Here is an 18,991-nt window from a genome sequence, read left to right as displayed (position 1 = left end):
CTGCACGCAACATCGCCAAGGGAAGACACGCATGCAGACATTCACCGCCAATGACGGACTGGAAATCGCCTATCGGGACGAGGGCGAAGGCCTTCCTGTTCTTGCCCTGTCGGGGCTGACGCGTAACTCGGACGATTTCAACTTCGTCGCGCCGCATTTGAAGGGCGTGCGCCTGATCCGCATGGATTATCGCGGGCGGGGGCAGTCGGACTGGGGCGATCACAAAACCTATACGGTGCCGCAGGAAGGGCTGGATGCGCTCTTTTTGATGAACCATCTAGGGATCGAGAAAGCCGCCATCCTTGGCACCTCACGCGGGGGGCTGATTGCGATGGGCCTTGCCGCCACGGTGAAGGACAAGCTGTTAGGCGTCTGCATGAACGATATCGGCCCCGAGCTTGCGCCGGGCGGACTTGAGAACATCATGGGCTATTTGGGCCGCAAACCGTCCGCCAAGACCATCGAAGAAGCCGCCGAGGCCCGCGCAAAGCTTATGGCCGATTTCGGCTTCAAGAACGTCCCGATGGAACGCTGGGTCGAGGAATGCCACAACCTGTTTGAACAGGACAACAAGGGTCTGACCAACCGTTACGACCCTGCCCTGCGCGACGCGGTTGAGGCGGCGGGCGCACAACCCGCCCCCGACCTCTGGCCCTTCTTTGACGCGATGGATGGTCTACCGCTGGCACTGATCCACGGCGAAAACTCGGACCTTCTGTCTGCCGAGACGGTCGCCGAAATGCGTAAGCGGCGCCCTGACATGGGCTATGCGAAAGTTCCCGATCGCGGTCATGTCCCGTTTCTGGACGAGCCCGAAAGCTTGGCCACCATCACTGAATGGTTGGAGAAAATGCGTTGAACATCAACGAGATCCGCAATGCCGCCCGCCGCAACGCGGGACACGTCCGGCGCACACCGCTTCTGACCTCACCTTTTCTGGACGAGATCGCCGGGCGGCAGGTCTATGTGAAACCCGAGTGCCTGCAGCACACGGGCAGCTTCAAATATCGCGGCGCGCATAACGCGATTTCCCAGCTGACCGCAGATCAACGCGAGATGGGCGTGATCGCCTTTTCATCCGGCAACCACGCGCAGGGCATTGCGCTGGCAGCGCGCCAGAACCAGACGCCGTCTACGATCGTGATGCCCTCGGACGCACCGCAGCTGAAGATCGACAACACCCGCGCGTTGGGCGCGCGGGTCGTACTGTATGACCGTGCGACAGAAAACCGGGACGAGATCGGTGCGCGGCTGGCGCAAGAAAACGACCTGACCCTGATCAAGCCGTTCGACAACGAAGCGGTTATCGCAGGCCAAGGCACCGTTGGGCTTGAAATTGCCAACCAAGCGCGTGACGAAGGCATCCGCGACGCGCAGGTACTGGTGCCCTGTGGTGGTGGTGGCCTGACGGCAGGCATCGCCTTGGCGCTGGATCACGAAGCCCCCGGCCTGAAGGTGCGCCCCGTCGAACCCAAGGGGTTTGACGACGTCGCGCGGTCCCTTGAAGCTGGCGCGATCCGACGCAATGCGCAGCTGACCGGATCTATTTGCGACGCGATCATCACACCGTCACCCGGCGAATTGACCTTCCCCATCATGCAGCGCCTGTGCGGCACCGGGTTGACCGTCTCGGACGAGGATTGCCTGCGCGCCATGGCCCATGCCTTCACCCGCCTGAAGTTGGTGATCGAACCCGGCGCGGCCGTCGCACTGGCTGCGGCGCTCTTCCAACCGCTCGAGATCAAGGGGGATACGGTGATTGTCGTTGTGTCCGGCGGCAATGTCGACGCCCCCGTCTTTATCGATGCCCTGAACCGCTTCGCCTAACCGGAGACCCTTATGACTGATTTCACGATTGCCTCGTTCAACGTCAAAAACCTGATTGGCGCAGACCAGGAGTTTTACAAGTTCCTCAGCTATACCCCCGAAGAATACGCGTGGAAGCGCGACTGGATGGCGGACCAGATGTTGACGCTGGACGCCGACATCATCGCCTTTCAGGAAATCTTCGAGGAAGACGCCCTGCTGGATGTGATAGGCGAGGCCAACACACGTGCCCACGAGCTGAATGCGGCGACCATCCCGGATGAAACCAAGCGCTATCACCGCAAGGCGATCTTTCGAAAACTGGCGGTGACGCCGTGGCCCAAGGACGGGCTGGTCTTTGCCCCGAACTCGGCCGATGGCGGCCCCGGCGAACGCCGTCCCGGCGTCGCGATCCTATCGCGCTTTGGCTTTGTGGGTGAGCCCGAGATTATTCAGGATCTACCCGAGCCCGTGACCATCCCCTTCCCTGCCCTGCGCGGGGACGAGGGCGACGCGGGATCATATACGCTCACCCGCCTGTCGCGGCCAATCCTGAAGGTGCGTGTGCCCGTCGGGGATCAGGTCATCACGCTGTTCAATTGTCACCTAAAATCCAAACTGGGCGAGTTCATCCAGCCCAAAGGCGCCCCCTACGCGCCCGAGGCCGACCTGACCCGCTATGACCCCGTGGGCCGCGCCCTTGGCTCTGCCCGCTCTGCCATGCGCCGGATGGCCGAGGCATGGGTGCTGCGCAAGCTGGTGGTCGCCGAGATCAAGGCCGGTCACCCCGTCGCGGTGATGGGGGATTTCAACGACGGCGAACACGCCGTTAGCTCGGAAATCATCGCCGGTGAGGTGCCGTTCAAAAACTATTCGTGGATGCTGCGCCACGATGCCAAGACCGACCGCGACCGCTATAGCCGCGAGGAAAACAAGCAGATTACCGCGGCGGTCGAGGCCTTCCGCCTGCACTCCGCCGAGAAGCTGTTTGTGCGGAAATCATTGCGCGACATGGTCTATACCTCGGCCTTCGGGGGCGTGTTTGAAAGCATCGACCAGATCTTCCTCAGCCGCCATTTCCATCCGGACAATGCAAGACGGATCGCCGACATGACCTATTTCAGCGTGCTGAATGACCACATCACTGATGGCTCTCACCCCGAGGCACCTTACAACAAGCTTGCCTCGGACCACGGGCAGATCATGGCGCATTTGACGCTGCTTGGGGACGAGGAATGATCGTCATCCCCAATGACAAGGGCGTGGCGCTGAACGTCGCCGACAGCGGCCCGAAAGACGGACCTGCCGTGGTGTTCGCCCATGCGCTGGGATCGGACCTGACCATGTGGGACGCCGTCGTCGACGCCCTGCCCGACCGCTTGCGCCTGATCCGCATGGACATGCGTGGGCATGGTCAAAGCCCCTGCCCCGACGGCCCCTATCCGATGGGAGATCTGGTCGGCGATGCGGCCCGCGCACTGGACAATCTGGGCGTGAAAGAGTGTGTCTTTGTCGGGTTGTCCATCGGTGGCATCATCGCACAAGGGCTGGCGGCGGAGCGGCTGGATTTGGTCCGCGGGATGGTGATCTCGAACACCGCCGCGAAGATTGGAACGCCGTGGATTTGGGACGCGCGGATCAAGAAGGTGCGCGACAGCGGGATCGACGCGGTGGTCGATGCCAATATCGACCGCTGGTTTTCCCGCGCCACCAAACGCGATCATCCGGAACTTCTGGACGACGCCCGCGCCCGCATGCGTGCCACCCCGCTTCAGGGCTATCTGGGCTGCATGGAGGCCATCGCCGACACAGACCTATACGAAAGCACCGCCCGCCTGGGGCTGCCGACACTGGCCATTGCCGGGACCGAGGACGGATCAACCCCCGCCGACATGGTGCGCGAGACCGCCGGGCTGATCCCCGGATCGCGGTTCGAACTGATCCGCGGCACCGGGCACATGTCTCCGGTCGAGAAGCCTGCCGAGTACGCAGCACTTCTGACGGACTTCTTGCGCTCCATCGGGCATTTCTAGGAAACGCCGCGTCGTTTTCCGCCCTTCCTGTCGCAGTTTTGTTGGCAAGCCCGCGTTTTCCGCGCAAGCTTTCAGAAAACACAACACCAACAGGAGCCGCCATGGACCGGATCAAAGCCGCCGTCTGTCACGAATTCGGGAAACCGCTGGTCATAGAAGAGATCGCCATCCGCCCGCCAGAAGGCAGCGAAGTCGAGGTGACACTGGATGCTGTCGCCATTTGCCACAGCGACATTTCCTATGCGGATGGCGCGTGGGGTGGATCCCTGCCCGCCGTCTATGGGCATGAGGCCGCCGGGCGGATCACCAATGTCGGGGACCACGTGAAAGGTCTGTCCGTGGGCGACCCGGTCGTCGTGACCCTGATCCGCGCCTGCCAGACCTGCCCCAGCTGCGCCTCGGGTACGCCGACCGCCTGCGCGACGCCCTATGATGGGGATCACGGGCCGATCACCGATGTGGATGGTGGCAAGATGCATCAGGCGATGGCCACCGGAGCGTTCGCCGAACGGGTCGTGGTCGAACAAAGCCAAGTGGTGAAACTGCCCGAGGATATGGCGATGGATGTCGCCTCTTTGCTGGCGTGCGGCGTCATCACCGGGGTCGGTGCTGCGGTAAATGCGGGCGGCGTGCGGGCGGGCGATGTGGTCGTGGTGATCGGCGCGGGCGGCGTGGGCTTGAACGCCATTCAGGGCGCGCGCATCGCCGGGGCCTCGCGCATCATCGCGGTGGACATGTCGGAAGAGAAGCTGGATGTCGCCGTGGAATTCGGCGCGACGGACGGTGTACTTGCCACGTCCGATAAACCTTGGAAAGCCGCGATGCAGGCGGCAGGACGCGGAGCCGACGCCGTGCTTGTCACCGTGGGCGCGATCCCGGCCTATGACAGCGCCCCGCGCTATCTGGCCCCCGGCGGCAAGGTGGTGATGGTTGGGATGCCTCATTCCGGCGACATGTCCAGCTATGAACCCGTGGTTCTGGCGGCCCTTGGTCAGGGCATGGTCGGCTCGAAGATGGGCGACGTGGTCATCCAGCGCGACATCCCGTGGATGATCGACCTCTACCAACAGGGCCGGCTGAAACTGGACGAACTGATCTCGGGCCGCTGGTCCTTTGACCAGATCAACGAGGCGATTGCCGACACCAAAACCGGCGCGGCACGGCGCAACGTCATTCTATTCGACAAGGTCTAATTCCATGCGTCTGAAGGATCTCGACATCATCGTCACCGCACCCCCGGCCCCCGGCTGGGGCGGGCGGTATTGGATCTTCGTGAAAGTCACGACCGATGACGGGATCACCGGCTGGGGCGAGGTCTATGCCAGCGCCGTTGGCCCCAACACCATGCGCGCGGTGATCGAGGATGTGTTCGCCCGCCACATGCAGGGCGAAAACCCCGAAAACATCGAGCTGATGTTCCGCCGCGCCTATTCCGCGGGGTTCACGCAACGCCCCGACCCCACGGTGATGGGCGCGTTTTCGGGGTTGGAAATCGCCTGCTGGGACATTTTGGGCAAGGCGCGGAATCGGCCCGTCTGGGCGCTTTTGGGTGGGATGATGAACGAGCGCCTACGCTCTTACACCTACCTTTATCCCAACCCCGGCCACGCGCTGCCTGAGTTTTGGACGTCGCCAGAGATGGCCGCAGAGGCCGCAGCAACCCGCGTCGAGCAGGGCTTTACCGCGCTGAAATTCGACCCCGCGGGGCCGTATACGATCCGCTCGGGCCATATGCCGTCGATGAAGGACATCTCGCGATCCGAAGCGTTCTGCAAAGCGATCCGCGAGGCCGTCGGCGACCGCGCTGACCTTCTTTTCGGCACACACGGCCAGTTCACCACCGGCGGCGCAATCCGCATGGCGGAAGCCATCGCCCCCTACCAGCCGCTCTGGTTCGAGGAACCCATCCCGCCCGACAACATCGCAGAAATGGCCAAAGTCGCGCGCGCCAGTTCCGTTCCTGTCGCGACCGGAGAGCGCCTGTCCACCAAGGCCGAGTTCGCAGAAGTCCTACGCCAAGGGGCGGCATCGATCCTGCAACCCGCGCTTGGCCGTGCAGGCGGGATTTGGGAAGCCAAGAAGATCGCGGCCATTGCCGAGGTCCACAACGCCCTGATCGCTCCGCACCTTTATGCGGGCCCCATCGAGTGGGCGGCGAACGTGCAGCTGGGCGCCTCGATCCCCAACCTCTTGATGGTCGAGACCATCGAACAGGGCGGCGACTTTCACCTCGCCCTGATCGGCCACACGATCCGCTGGGAAGAGGGCTTCGTGATCCCGCCCGACGCGCCGGGGCTGGGCATCGCCCCCGATGAAGACCTAATGCGCGCGCATCCCTATACCGGCGACGGGTTGCATCTGGAAATGCAGGAAGACCCCTGCAGCTATACCGAAGAGAACTGCTTTGAAGGTGGTGCGCCTGCCCCAAAAGACGACCGCTGATTAGCAGTGCGACAAGAGCGGCTTTCCGTTCTTCAGATGCCGCGCCACCAGCTTTTTCTGGCGCTTCCCATCGGGCGCGAAAATGGCGAACTCGGGGGTATAGTCTCGGTCCGCAAGCTCGGGGAATAGCGCCAACACCTCGTCCCGCGCCTCATCGCTGATCGCCTTCAGCGCCTCGGGACCAGTATAGAGGCTTTCGCTGGGTGCGCCCTCGGCATAGACCACCTGATGGTCGTCAAACAGCATGTGGTAGTAGGTGACCTCGGACACGGATTGATCCACGTAAATGCCCGGAAGCTCGGTCAGCTTGATCGCGTGGACCAACACATCTGAGGTCCCGAACATCCGCCGCGCGATGGGGGATTGGACCAACATCCGATGCTGGCGAGACACCAACAAATCGCGCTTGGGCAGGCCAGCGCCCAGTGCTCCGGCCGTGATGCGGATTGGGAAGAGCTTGGGATTGGCAGCGAGCTGCATCCTGGAAACCGGGCTTTGCCCGATCCATCGCACAGCCTTGACCCCGTCCGCCGTCAGAACCAGTTCACCAGCGCACATACGCTCGATTGCAACCGGGCCGCACGGAGTCTCGATCAGCGTTCCGGCAGTGAAGCATGTGACTTCGGGCGGCCCGACGACTTCGGCCCACTCAAATCCGGTTTCAAACTCGACAAACCCAGCCGTACTGAGGACGATCGAACCGTCATCGAAAGCCGATCCCCACTTAGGCACAAAGATATAGCTGGACCCCGTATACCACGCGTACAGTTCCTCGGTATGGGTTACACCATTCGAGTCCACGAAGGTCAGCTCATAGGTGCCTCCGCGCGGATTGGTATAGGTCGTCCCGTTGATGGTGATTTTTTCACTGAAGTCATCGGTGAGATACGGCGACATAAAGGGGTCATCGTCTTCAATCGTGACCGGCACAAGCGTGGTTGGAGTTCCGGTGCCGGTAAAGACCCATCCGTTGGTGCTATAGGTGGCCATCGAACCCCTCTAACACCAACGCCGACAGCGCGGCCTTGCTTAACCCAGGGATTAAGGGACGGGGGCGCTTGATCCTGACATTCGTCATCATGGCTCTGTCAGCTTTCACTCTCTAGGCGCACCGGGCGGAGGCGCGGGCATCAATCTCCTTTAAGGGAATTTTACTCTTATTAACTTCTCTTTCAAGTAGTATTGCCAGAAAGGGCAATTCCGCATGCGTACACGATGGCAGAAAGGCCTATTGCTGCCGCCCACACATTTTTCTGGATTTTGGATACATTATCCCGTAGTGGTGACCCTAGCCCTAGATTGCAAAGGAATCCCTCATGTCGAAAACCGTGTTCGCAGGTACGATGCCTGCCCTGATGACCCCCTGCAAAGCCGACCGCACCCCGGACTACGATGCGCTGGTCCGTAAAGGTCACGAAATGATCGCGGCAGGCATGTCCGCCGTTGTGTATTGCGGCTCGATGGGCGACTGGCCGCTGCTGACCGATGAAGAGCGGATGACGGGCGTCGAGCGCCTGGTCGACGCTGGCATTCCGGTGGTTGTCGGGACCGGCGCGATCAACTCGAAATCCGCCGTGGCGCATGCGGCACACGCCCAGAAAGTTGGCGCCGTCGGTCTGATGGTCATCCCGCGCGTCCTGTCTCGCGGGTCGTCAATGGCCGCGCAGAAGAACCATTTCAAAGCCATTCTGTCCGCCGCACCCGACGTGCCCGCCATCATCTATAACAGCCCTGTCTATGGCTTCGCGACCAAGGCGGATCTGTTCTTTGCCCTGCGCGCCGAGCACCCCAACCTGATCGGCTTCAAGGAGTTCGGTGGCAAGGACGACCTGCGCTATGCAGCCGAACACATCACCAGCCAGGATGACGACGTGACCCTAATGGTCGGCGTCGATACCGAGGTCTATCATGGCTTCGTCAACTGCGGCGCGACGGGTTCGATCACCGGGATCGGCACCGCACTTCCGAAAGAGGCCCTGCTGCTGGCGGCCCTGTCCCAAAAAGCTGCCGAGGGTCACGCCGAAGCACGCAAACGCGCGCAGGAACTGGAAGATGCCTTTGCGGTGCTCGCCAGCTTTGATGAGGGCACAGATCTGGTGCTCTACTACAAGCACCTGTTGGTTCTGAATGGCGAAGACGAGTACCGCCTGCATTTCAACGAGACCGACGAACTGTCCCACGCCCAGCGCAACTATTGCGAACAGCAATACACCCTGTTCCAGACGTGGTTTGCGGACTGGTCGAAACAGGGTGGCGTGATCGCCGAGTGCATGTAAGCTCTGACAAAACACGAGGTTCCAGATGCGCAGCAGCAAGACCATTCATGTTGTCTCGGCCCATGCCGAAGGCGAGGTCGGTGACGTCATCGTCGGCGGCGTAGCCCCACCCCCGGGCGACTCGGTGTGGGAGCAACGCAATTTCATTGCCGAAGACCAGACCCTGCGCAACTTCGTCCTGAACGAACCACGTGGCGGCGTGTTTCGCCATGTGAACCTGCTGGTTCCGCCCAAGCATCCCGACGCCGATGCTGCGTGGATCATTATGGAGCCAGAAGACACGCCGCCCATGTCTGGCTCGAACTCGATCTGTGTGTCGACCGTTCTGCTGGACAGTGGCATCCTGCCCATGTCTGAGCCCGAAACACACCTGACGCTGGAAGCCCCCGGCGGGTTGGTCCGCGTACGTGCCGAATGCCGAAACGGCAAGGCCGAGCGGATCTATGTTCAGAACGTCGCCAGCTTCGCCGACAAGCTGGACGCGATGATCGAGGTCGAAGGGATCGGCACCCTACGCGTTGACACCGCCTTTGGCGGCGACAGCTTCGTGATCGTGGATGCCGCCGACCTTGGCTTTGCCCTGACCCCGGACGAGGCCCGCGACCTTGCCCGCACCGGGGCGAAGATCACCGATGCGGCCAACGAGCAGCTGGGCTTCAACCACCCGCAAACTGACTGGAACCACATCTCTTTCTGCCAAATCGCTGGCCCGCTGACCCGCGAAGGCGACGTGCTGACCGGCAAGAACACCGTGGCCATCAAACCCGGAAAGCTAGACCGCTCCCCCTGTGGCACAGGCGCCTCGGCCCGCATGGCGATGCTGCTGGCGAAAGGGCAGATGCAGGCGTTAGATCGCTATCACGCCCGATCTGTCATCGACAGCGAGTTCCGCTGCCGCATCGTCGACACGTTCGACCTGAACGGACGCCCCGCCATCACCCCCGAAATCTCGGGCCGGGGGTGGATCACCGGGACACACCAGCACATGCTGGACCCCGACGACCCGTGGCCCGGTGGCTATCGGCTCAGCGATACGTGGGGGGCCTAACCTGCCCCTTGCACATCCCGCACCTGCACACCAAAATGCCCGACAACCAAAAACCGGGATCACCCTATGACCGCCAAACGCAAGATCGCACGCCAAAGCCTTCCGGATGTCATCGCCAATGACCTGCGCGAGCGCATTCTGAGCGGCGAGTTGGCCGAGGGCGAGGTGATCCGGCAAGAGGCCTTGGCCGACGAATACGACGTCTCACGCATGCCCATCCGCGAGGCGTTGAAGCGGCTGGATTCCGAGGGTCTGGTGCATTTGACCAACAATCGCGGCGCCTCGGTTGTGAAGCATTCCATCGCCGAAATTGCCGAGATTTTCGACCTGCGCATCCTGATTGAGGTTGATCTGTTCAAACGCGCCATCCCCAACATGACGAAGGCCGATTTCGCCCGGTGCGAGGGTATTCTGGACAAGATGGACGCCTCGTATGACGCGGATGACGTGACCCAGTGGGGCGCGTTGAACTTCGACTATCACACGGCGCTCTATGCTGCTGCCGGTCGCAACTTGACGAACGAGCTGTTGCACCGCGTGAACCTGCAATCGGACCGCTATGTACGGATGCATCTGAGCATCAGCGGCAAGCGCGAGTCCGCCAAGGACGAACACCGCCGCCTTCTAAGCTTCGCCAAGGCCGGGGATATTGACGCGGCCGCGGCCCTTCTGACCCACCACATCAGCCACACCAAATCCGAGCTTCTGGGCGTGATCGCCGAGCTTCGGGACGCCGAAGCCACCTGATCCGCCAACGGCAGCACCAGACAGCACTCCTTATATCCGTAATTTTTGGATACATTATCCATACAATAAGCAAGAGGCCCGCATGACCTTCATCCCTCACGGAAAACACCTGATCGCCGGCGCTTGGGTCGCGGGCGATGCGACCTTCCCATCCAGCCCCGCGCATGGGCTGTCGCATCAGTTCTCGCTGGGCACGCCTGCGGATGTCGACGCCGCCGCCAATGCCGCGGAAGAGGCGTTTGAAAGCTACGGCTATTCCACCCGCGCCCAGCGCGCCGCCTTTCTGAATGCCATCGCGGACCAAATCGAGGCCCGCGCCGACGCGATCACCCAGATCGGCACGCAAGAAACCGGCCTGCCCGAAGCCCGCCTGCAGGGCGAACGGGGTCGCACCACCGGCCAATTGCGCCTGTTCGCCGATCACATCCTTCAAGGGGCCTATCTGGACCGCCGCCATGATGCCGCTCTGCCTGACCGTGCGCCCCTGCCCCGTCCCGATCTGAAGATGATCCAGCGCCCCATCGGCCCGGTCGCCGTCTTCGGTGCGTCAAACTTCCCGCTCGCCTTTTCGACCGCCGGGGGCGACACCGCATCTGCTTTGGCCGCAGGTTGCCCCGTCGTGGTCAAAGGCCACCCCGCCCACCCCGGCACGGCCGAGATCATCGCCGACGCGATCCACGCGGCCATCGCGGACTGCGGCCTGCATCCCGGCGTGTTCAGCCTTGTGCAGGATGGTGGCCGCGAGGTCGGGGCCGCCTTGGTCCAGCACCCTCTGATCAAGGCCGTGGGCTTTACCGGCAGCCTTGCCGGGGGCCGCGCGCTGTTTGACCTTTGCGCTGCCCGCCCTGAACCCATACCGTTCTTTGGCGAGCTCGGATCGGTGAACCCGATGTTCATCCTGCCTGACGCCGCCGCCGCACGTGGCGCAGAGCTGGGCGCGGGTTGGGTTGGATCGCTGACCATGGGTGCGGGGCAGTTTTGCACCAATCCCGGCATCGCGGTGATCCGCGAAGATCAGGCGCAGCCTTTCCTGGACGCTGCCACCGCCGGGCTGGCAGAGGTCGGCGCGCAAACCATGCTGACAGATGGCATCGCCAGCGCTTATCGCGACGGGCAGGCGCGGATCGCTGCGACCACTGGGGTGCAAGAGGTGCTGACCTCGATGTGTGATCAGCGGCAGGCGACACCCTATCTGTTCCAGACCAGCGTGCAGAATTGGCTCGCGAATGAGACGCTGGGCGAAGAGGTCTTCGGCCCGCTGGGGCTCGTCGTTCTAGCCAAGGACACGGGCGAGATGCAGCAGATGGCCCGCGCCCTAGACGGCCAGCTGACCTGCACCCTGCATATGGACGACGGCGACACAGACGACGCCCGTGCCTTGATGCCTATTCTGGAGCGCAAAGCAGGCCGCATTCTGGCCAATGGCTTCCCCACGGGTGTCGAGGTCGCTGACGCGATGGTACATGGCGGCCCCTACCCGGCTTCAACCAATTTCGGCGCAACGGCAGTGGGCACGCTTGCCATTCGCCGCTTCCTGCGTCCGGTCTGCTATCAGAACCTGCCTGCGGCGCTGCTGCCCGAGGACCTGTAATTTTCGCTCTGCCGCGCCCAACAGGCGGCGCGGCAGTATTCCCCTCAGCTTAGGCCGCGCTAATCGCCTGCACCGCTGCCTGAACGGCAATCCGGGTCTGCTCCAGATCCGCTTCCGTGTCTGCCAGCGACGGGTACAGCTTGCCCGGAGACTTGAAGATGCCATGACGTCGCAGCGTCGCGTTGTAGGTCGCGTTGCGCTGTGGGTCATCATGTTTTGCGGTGCGGTAGTCCCGGCAGGCGCCGCTTGTGAAGAAGATGTCGAACAGGGTCTCATCCCCACAAATCTGGTGCGGAATATCCGCCGCGCTTAGCGCCTCGCTTTGCATGTCTTGCAGTTGCTTCCCGATGGCACGCAGGCGACCGTAGTTGCCTTCGCGCCGCAGGATCTCCATCGTTTTCAGCCCTGCGACCGAGGCGATGGGGTTCCCCGACAACGTGCCCAGTTGCATCAGCCACTTGTCCGCGCCGACGACGGACTTGTCGAAATGCTGCATGATCTCGGCGCTGGCGCCAAGCGCAGCCAAGGGGAAGCCGCCGCCGATGATCTTGCCCAAGGTGCAGATATCAGGCGTCACGCCATAGCGTTCCTGCGCGCCGCCATAGGCCAGACGGAAGCCTGTGACGATCTCGTCAAAAATCAGCAAAACGCTGTGCTTGTCACACAGATCGCGCAGCCCTTGCAGATAGCCCGGGTCGGCGGGAATGATCCGTTGCAACGGCTCGACGATGATCGCGGCGACGTCGTTGTGCTCGGTCAACAGCGCCTCGACCGCGGCCAGATCGTTGAACGGCGCGATTAGCATCTGGTCGGCGACCCCTTGCGGGATGCCTGCGCTGTCCGGCACGGCTTGGGGAAAGTTGACGCGCGCCTCGGGCGCAAGGCTCATCTGTGCCTCAGCGCTCATCCCGTGATAGCCGCCTTCAAACTTCAGGATCTTGTCGCGCCCGGTATAGGCACGGGCAAGGCGGATGGCGTACATGTCGGCCTCGCCCCCCGAGGCGACGAACCGGACCTGTTCACAACAGGGCACCGCGTCGACGATCGCCTCGGCCAGTTCGATGCCTTTTGCGTTGTTCGCAAAGAAGGTCATGCCAAGGGGGAGCTGTTCAAGCACGGCTTCGATCACCTCGGGGTGGCCATGGCCCAAAAGCATCGGGCCAGAGCCGATCAGATAGTCGATATACTCGTTCCCATTCTCGTCCCAGACATGGCTTCCTTCTCCGCGCGCGATGACAATGCCGGGGTCGAAATTTCCAAAGCCGCCGGCGGGCAATACGGTGCGGGCGCGGGCGATCCAATCAGCTTGAGAGGTCAGTTTCTGCATGGGTCACTCCAGTTCAAGAATGGGGGTTCCAAGGATGTCCGGGTCGGGCGTCACCCCAAGCCCCGGACCTTCTGGCGGGGCGATACGTCCATCCTTGCGGGTCGGGCAATCGGGCGCAATGCGCGGGCCGACATAGGACGACAGATCGCAGGTATTCAAAAGCGCGCTTTGCGGGGTCGAGGCGGCGAAATGCAGCGACGCCGCCGTCACGATGTCCGATCCCCACGTGCATTCAGCGCAGATTTCCGCCCCCAGATGCACGGTCAGATCACGCGCGCGGCGCATGGCGGACAGCCCGCCGAACTTCGACAGTTTCAAGGCCACCGCGTCCAACACACCAAGTTCGTGCGCACGCATCAGCGACGCCAGATCGAAGGCGCCCTCGTCGATCTTCATGGGCAGGCCAGTTGCCTGCCGAACCGCGGCACAATCTTCCAGCGTTTTGCAGGGCTGCTCCAACATTACGTCCAGATGGGCCACAGCGCGCCCCGTCCGCGTGGCCTGCAACTTGGTCGCCCCGCAGTTCCAGTCGCCGTAGACCAAGGGACCGTCCCCCACAGCCTCGCGCACTTTGGCCAGACGCTCTGCATCGGCCTCCCAATCGCCATCCGCGCCCAGTTTGACCTGAAACTGTCGGATGCCCGTGGCATACGCCTCGCGCGCAATCCGCGCCATGTCGTCGGGCGCGATGCAGGTGATCGAATGATAGAGCGGCATGTCAGCATGGGTACGCCCGCCAAGCAACGCATAAAGCGGCTGCTCGGTTGCCTTTCCGAACAGATCCCACAGCGCCATGTCGACGATGGATTTCGCGTGGAAATGCCCTTGCAGAAACGCATCCAGTTTACGCATTGAGGCATCCACACCGAAGGGCGAGACACCAAGGATTTCCGGTGCCATTTCCTGAACCGCGCTGGGGACGCCCCCCGCGAAAGCGGGCAGGTAATGCGGGATCGGACAGACCTCGCCCCAGCCTTTCAGGCCGGTGTCGGTTTCCAGACACAGGACATGACTTTTGACCGTGTCGCAGGTTTTGCCTTCGGCCATGTAGTAGGTTTCATGGCTGGTCAGATCGACCGACCACAGAGATATTCTTGTAACTTTCATGAGTACACCGCCACTGGATCGCCCAGTGCCTCTTCTTCTGGATGAACCCCAAGGCCCGGAGCTTCGGGCAGGTGCAGATGCCCGTCAATGTTGCGCGGCCCCCGCCCGCCTGCGATGTCGATTGTCAGCATATCCTGACAGGCCCAGACCGCGTGGCAATTGGCGTCGGGAATGGTTGCGGCCAAATGCAACGCTTCGGTGTCCGCCAAAACCGATCCACCAGTGGCCATGACAAACATGTCGATGCCGTGGGCCAAAGCGATGTCGCGCATGCGGGCTGCTTTGGTCAAGCCTCCGACACGGTTCAACTTGATGCCGAAAATCTCGGCCAGTCCATCGCGAGCAATGCGCGCGGCGTCTTGCAATGTAACCAGTGTTTCATCCACCGACACGGGCGCGGCATGTTTGCCGCTGATCGCCGCGATGTCATCAAGCGTCTCGCAGGGCTGCTCGAACATCACGTTCAGGTCCTCGCAGGCGCGCATCACGCGCAGCGCCTGTTGCCGCGTCCAGCCGCGATTGACGTCGTAAAGTACGATCTCTCCGTCACGGCGGATGCTTTCCACATCGCGCACACGGGCGATGTCACGCGCCACGTCTCCGCCGATCTTGACGGAATGGGCGACATAGCCTCGTTGCCTGTAGCGTTCCATAACCTCGCGGGTTTCTTCGACAGTCTTCGCCCCCACGGACGAGGCAATCGGGCGCGGCGTGCGTGACCCGCCACCCATCAGATCGGCAATCGGAAGGCCAGCCGCCTGACCCGCAATGTCCCAGCATGCCATATCAATTGGGCTTTTTGTATAAAGGTGGCCCGGAAGGGCAAGGTCCATGGCGCGCTCGACCTCGAGCACGCAGCGCGGGTCAAGGCCCAGGACAAACGGGGCCATCGTCTGGATGCCTGCGCGAATGCCCGGACCGTGGGCGGGCACATAGGTGTGCCCCCACGGGGTTCCTTCACCCCAGCCAGTGATACCGGCGTCGGTTTCAACTTTGACCAGCGTGGCGTCCAGCACCTCGAATTTCAGCCTACCGGCAGACAGCCAGTAGGGATGCTCCAGTGGAAGGTCGACTTGGAAAACTGAAATGCGCGTGATCTTCATGGTGTCACCACGATGTTGCCGGCATGTGTCTTTGCGATGAACGCGGCCTGTGCATCGCGCAGTTTCTTTAGGGGATAAGAGGCGGCCAAAAGCGGCTTGATCTCGTCCCGTTCAATATAGCGGATGAGGTTGGGCATGACTTCAGGCGGGATCACGGTCGATCCCGTAAAGGTCAGATCGCGCAGATATAAGGTGCGCAGATCCAAATCGACCATGGGCCCCGCAATTGCCCCGGAACACGTATACCGCCCGCCGCGCTCAAGAATGTCGATGAGGGTTGGCCAATAGGGCCCCCCTACAACATCCGCAACGACGCTGATCTTTTCATCGCCAAGCGCCGCACGCAGATTTTCGGGTGCGCGCGGCAAGATCATATCGGGTCCAAGGGCTGCGACGTCGGCCTGCTTTGCCTCGGACGCCATGGCGATCACGCGCGCGCCGCGACGCTTGGCCAATTGCACCAGCGCACCACCCACGCCACCCGACGCGCCGGGGACCAGCACCGTGTCCTTGGAGGTGACATTTGCGCGGGTCAGCATGCCCTCGGCAGTCGAATAGGAGCACGAGAACGTCGCAAGTTCCGCATCCGAAAGCTCGGACCGCACCGCCAAAGCATTGCGCGCAGGTGTGGTGGTGTATTCGGCAAACCCGCCGTCTCGCTCGGATCCGAAATAGCCGGTCTTGTTGATGTCAGTCGGGTCCTCGGGATCGCGCAGCCAATTGTCGGTGATCACACGCTCTCCGATCCTGCCCGGATCCACACCTTCGCCAACGGCGACGATTTCACCGCAGACGTCAGCACCTTGAATGCGTGGAAAGGTGATCGGTGCGCCGCCCCATGTGGGGTCATCTTTGCCGACCTCGTCAAACGCACCTCCGGTTGTCGCGTCGGTCACGGTCTTGGAATACCAGCCCGAGCGCGTGTTCACGTCGGTGTTGTTCAGCCCGCAGGCCCCCACGCGGATCAGCACTTCGCCCGGCGCCGGGTCAGGACGAGGCCAATCCTTATGCAACACCATCTGATCGAGGTCGCCATGGCCCATCGTGACCATGGCCGTCATTGTTTTGGGCAAGGTCATGACACATCCATCCTTGGCTTCAGGCTTTCGGGATCATAGGCGGGTTCGCCCAGCACGCGCGCCGCGCGGGGGGTGCCGTGGATCACGACCTCAAGCGCCGTGCCGGGGGTGGCCGCGTTGGGCTTGATATAGGCAAAGGCCAGGATCTTCCCGACCGTCGGCCCGAAAGCGACCGAGGCGGTCGAGCCAACCAGCTGCCCGTCCAGCATCACCGCCTCGCCGCCGTGACCGTCTGCCTTGCCGTCCGGCTCGATTTCCAGATAGGCGCAGACCCATGGCAGGTCGGTGTTCAGGGTCTTGTCTCGACCCAGATAGTCCTTGTCCGTCCGGGCAAAACGCAGCACGTCAGCTTCGGCCAGCGTGACTTCGTTGGTCAACTCACCTGCGCCCTTAAAGCCCTTCTCCATCCGCATCGCGTTCATCGCAAAGCTGCCGTAGTCGGCGATGCCATGTGCCTCGCCCGCGTTCCAAAGCGCGGAGTAGACATCCAGACAGGCGGCGTGCGGCATGTGGAATTCCCACCCAAGCTCGCCCGCATAGGACATGCGGAAGGCCCAGATTTTGTGGCCCGCGACGGTGATTTCCTGCGCCGACAGCCAGCGGAAGCCCGCGTTTGACAGATCGGCATCGGTGCAGGCTGCCAAGACGTCACGCGACTTTGGCCCGTTCAGCGACAGGGCGCTCCAATCCGAGGACAGGGCGGTGATCGTCACGTCTTCATCCGCGCGCTGATGGTTCAGATGATCCAGCAGACGCTGTTCAAAGAAGGCCGCGCAGACCAGATAGAAGCGATCCTCGCCCATCCGCACAATCGTCGTTTCCAGCTCGATCCGCCCCGCGCGATTCAGCATGTGGGTCAGTGTGATCGACCCCACTTTCTGCGGCATTCGGTTCGCAGTTAGCCGGTCAAGCAGCGCGTAAGCATCCGGCCCTTCGATCAGCACCTTGGTGAAGGCGGTCACATCCATGATGCCGACGCCGTCGCGCACTGCTTTCACCTCGGCCGCGAGCATGTCGTCAACGGGGGAGCGGTTGAAGGAATAGTGGTCGCGCTGCTCAATCCCCTTAGCAAAGAAGCGCGGGCGCTCAAAGCCATAGACCTCTTCATGCACGGCACCTTTGGATTTCAGAAGGTCATACAGGGGGGACGGCTTGATCGGACGCCCCGCCAAGCGGTTGAAATGCGGGAAGGGGATTTCGTGGCGCAGGCAGTAATCCTCCTCGGCCTTCACCACCTGCCAGTCCTTCGTGGCGTAGCTGCCGAAGCGACGCGGATCAAACTCGCGCATCGAGATGTCCGCCGCCCCATGCACCATCCACCGCGCCAGTTCGCGCGTCAGGCCGGGGCCCCAACCGATGCCGATCTGCGTGCCGCAGCAGCACCAATAGTTCTGCACGCCGGGCGCCGGACCGATCAGCGGGTTGCCATCTGGCGGGTGGCTGATCGCGCCATGCACATCGCGCTGAATGCCCAGCTCGGCAAAGATCGGCATGCGGTTCAGGCTTTCTTCGAGATACGGCATGACGCGATCATAATCCGCGTCGAACAGCCAGTTTTCGTATTCCCACGGGCATTCGTCGTGCCAGACCGAATTCGGGTTCTCTTTCTCGTAAATCCCGATCAGGCCCTTCTTTTGCTCCATCCGGATATAGCCCGAGACCTTCTTGTCATCGCGGATAACCGGCAGTTCGGTTTCAAGATTCTGGAACTCGGGCACCTCGTCGGTCACGAAATAATGGTGCGTCATCGAGGTCATGGGCAGTTGCAGCCCCGACCATTCACCCATCTGCCGCGCATAGGTGCCGCCCGCATTGACGACATGCTCGCAGGTGATCGTGCCTTTCTCGGTCTCGACGACCCATTCGCCGCTGTCGGCCTGCGTGATGTTGGTGGCGCGGCATTGGCGGATGATCCGCACACCCTTTTGACGCGCGCCAGCGGCCATCGCCATCGTGACGTTGGTCGGATCGACGTGCCCGTCATCGGGTGTGTGCAGCGCGCCCAGAACACCGTCGAGGTTATAGAAGGGATGCAACTCGGCCACCTTATCTGGGCCGACCAGTTCAATGTTGAACCCCAGCGAGCGGCCCACCGACAGCGTATGCCGCAGCCAGTCCATTTCGTCTTCCGTATAGGCCAGACGGAACGACCCGCAGCCGTGCCATGTCACAGGCTGGCCCGTCTCGGCCTCCAACCCGCCGGAATAGAGACCAATATTGTAGTCCACGCATTTCCCAAGCCCGAAGGACGAGGTCGAATGCGTGATCTGCCCAGCGGCGTGCCACGTGCTGCCCGAGGTCAGCTCGGCTTTTTCAAGCAGCACCGTATCTTCACCCCAGCCTTCATGCCCGAGATGATAGGCTAGCCCGACGCCCATGACGCCTCCGCCGACGATGACCACGCGTGCGTGGGATGGAAACTCAACAGCCAC

General features: G+C 62.2%; 16 protein-coding genes. 10 read left to right on the top strand and 6 right to left on the bottom strand.

Annotated features, from left to right (window positions below):
- Positions 1 to 31 precede the first annotated feature (31 nt).
- From EOL43_RS13020 to EOL43_RS12995, 6 genes are all read left to right on the top strand, one after another.
- Positions 32 to 859, top strand: coding sequence for an alpha/beta fold hydrolase (locus tag EOL43_RS13020; RefSeq protein WP_133489287.1), 828 nt, complete (start codon positions 32 to 34; stop codon positions 857 to 859).
- Positions 838 to 1,827 (top strand): threonine ammonia-lyase, encoded by a 990-nt coding sequence (locus EOL43_RS13015; RefSeq protein ID WP_133489285.1) that lies wholly within the window; start codon positions 838 to 840, stop codon positions 1,825 to 1,827. Before EOL43_RS13020 ends, EOL43_RS13015 begins: the two co-directional genes overlap by 22 nt.
- A gap of 12 nt (positions 1,828 to 1,839) precedes the next feature.
- Positions 1,840 to 3,045 (top strand): endonuclease/exonuclease/phosphatase family protein, encoded by a 1,206-nt coding sequence (locus EOL43_RS13010; RefSeq protein ID WP_133489283.1) that lies wholly within the window; start codon positions 1,840 to 1,842, stop codon positions 3,043 to 3,045.
- Complete coding sequence (gene pcaD, locus EOL43_RS13005; protein WP_133489281.1) at positions 3,042 to 3,839, top strand: 3-oxoadipate enol-lactonase; 798 nt, start codon at positions 3,042 to 3,044, stop codon at positions 3,837 to 3,839. The genes EOL43_RS13010 and pcaD overlap by 4 nt, the downstream gene beginning before the upstream one ends.
- A 101-nt stretch (positions 3,840 to 3,940) precedes the next feature.
- Positions 3,941 to 5,032, top strand: coding sequence for a zinc-binding dehydrogenase (locus EOL43_RS13000; RefSeq protein ID WP_133489279.1), 1,092 nt, complete (start codon positions 3,941 to 3,943; stop codon positions 5,030 to 5,032).
- A 4-nt stretch (positions 5,033 to 5,036) separates the two neighbouring features.
- Positions 5,037 to 6,281, top strand: a complete 1,245-nt coding sequence (locus EOL43_RS12995; RefSeq protein ID WP_133489277.1) for a mandelate racemase/muconate lactonizing enzyme family protein — start codon at positions 5,037 to 5,039, stop codon at positions 6,279 to 6,281.
- On the opposite strand, the gene EOL43_RS12990 is transcribed toward EOL43_RS12995, so the two are convergent.
- Positions 6,282 to 7,271 carry a Hint domain-containing protein gene (locus EOL43_RS12990; RefSeq protein ID WP_133489275.1) on the bottom strand — a complete coding sequence of 330 codons (990 nt, stop codon included), beginning with the start codon at positions 7,269 to 7,271 and terminating at the stop codon, positions 6,282 to 6,284. It abuts the gene before it with no gap.
- Between the two features lie 326 nt (positions 7,272 to 7,597).
- Between EOL43_RS12990 and EOL43_RS12985 the strand changes: the two genes are divergently transcribed.
- From EOL43_RS12985 to EOL43_RS12970, 4 genes are all read left to right on the top strand, one after another.
- On the top strand, positions 7,598 to 8,557 hold the full coding sequence (locus EOL43_RS12985) for a dihydrodipicolinate synthase family protein (RefSeq protein WP_133489273.1): 960 nt from the start codon (positions 7,598 to 7,600) through the stop codon (positions 8,555 to 8,557).
- Positions 8,558 to 8,582: 25 nt separating this feature from the next.
- Positions 8,583 to 9,605, top strand: coding sequence for a trans-3-hydroxy-L-proline dehydratase (locus EOL43_RS12980; RefSeq protein WP_133489271.1), 1,023 nt, complete (start codon positions 8,583 to 8,585; stop codon positions 9,603 to 9,605).
- A 66-nt stretch (positions 9,606 to 9,671) separates the two neighbouring features.
- Positions 9,672 to 10,352, top strand: a complete 681-nt coding sequence (locus tag EOL43_RS12975) for a GntR family transcriptional regulator (protein WP_133489269.1) — start codon at positions 9,672 to 9,674, stop codon at positions 10,350 to 10,352.
- Between the two features lie 82 nt (positions 10,353 to 10,434).
- Positions 10,435 to 11,943 (top strand): aldehyde dehydrogenase (NADP(+)), encoded by a 1,509-nt coding sequence (locus EOL43_RS12970; protein ID WP_133489267.1) that lies wholly within the window; start codon positions 10,435 to 10,437, stop codon positions 11,941 to 11,943.
- 49 nt (positions 11,944 to 11,992) lie between these two features.
- Here EOL43_RS12970 and EOL43_RS12965 read toward each other — a convergent pair whose 3' ends face one another.
- From EOL43_RS12965 to EOL43_RS12945, 5 genes are read right to left on the bottom strand one after another with little or no spacing between them, the layout of a single operon-like run.
- Entirely contained in the window at positions 11,993 to 13,270 is a 1,278-nt protein-coding gene (locus tag EOL43_RS12965; protein WP_133489265.1) for an aspartate aminotransferase family protein, read from the bottom strand.
- A gap of 3 nt (positions 13,271 to 13,273) precedes the next feature.
- On the bottom strand, positions 13,274 to 14,377 hold the full coding sequence (locus EOL43_RS12960) for a mandelate racemase/muconate lactonizing enzyme family protein (RefSeq protein ID WP_133489263.1): 1,104 nt from the start codon (positions 14,375 to 14,377) through the stop codon (positions 13,274 to 13,276).
- Positions 14,374 to 15,480, bottom strand: coding sequence for a mandelate racemase/muconate lactonizing enzyme family protein (locus tag EOL43_RS12955; RefSeq protein ID WP_133489262.1), 1,107 nt, complete (start codon positions 15,478 to 15,480; stop codon positions 14,374 to 14,376). The genes EOL43_RS12960 and EOL43_RS12955 overlap by 4 nt, the downstream gene beginning before the upstream one ends.
- Positions 15,477 to 16,559: an alcohol dehydrogenase family protein gene (locus EOL43_RS12950; protein WP_166636250.1), complete on the bottom strand. Its 1,083-nt coding sequence runs from the start codon at positions 16,557 to 16,559 to the stop codon at positions 15,477 to 15,479. Before EOL43_RS12950 ends, EOL43_RS12955 begins: the two co-directional genes overlap by 4 nt.
- A complete protein-coding gene (locus EOL43_RS12945) occupies positions 16,556 to 18,991 on the bottom strand; it encodes an FAD-dependent oxidoreductase (protein WP_166636249.1) in 2,436 nt (811 codons plus the stop codon). Before EOL43_RS12945 ends, EOL43_RS12950 begins: the two co-directional genes overlap by 4 nt.

Source organism: Aliiroseovarius marinus (genome assembly GCF_004360145.1).
Taxonomy (GTDB): domain Bacteria; phylum Pseudomonadota; class Alphaproteobacteria; order Rhodobacterales; family Rhodobacteraceae; genus Aliiroseovarius; species Aliiroseovarius marinus.
Note: the sequence above shows the minus strand (reverse complement) of the source record. Positions and strands in the feature narration are given on the sequence as shown.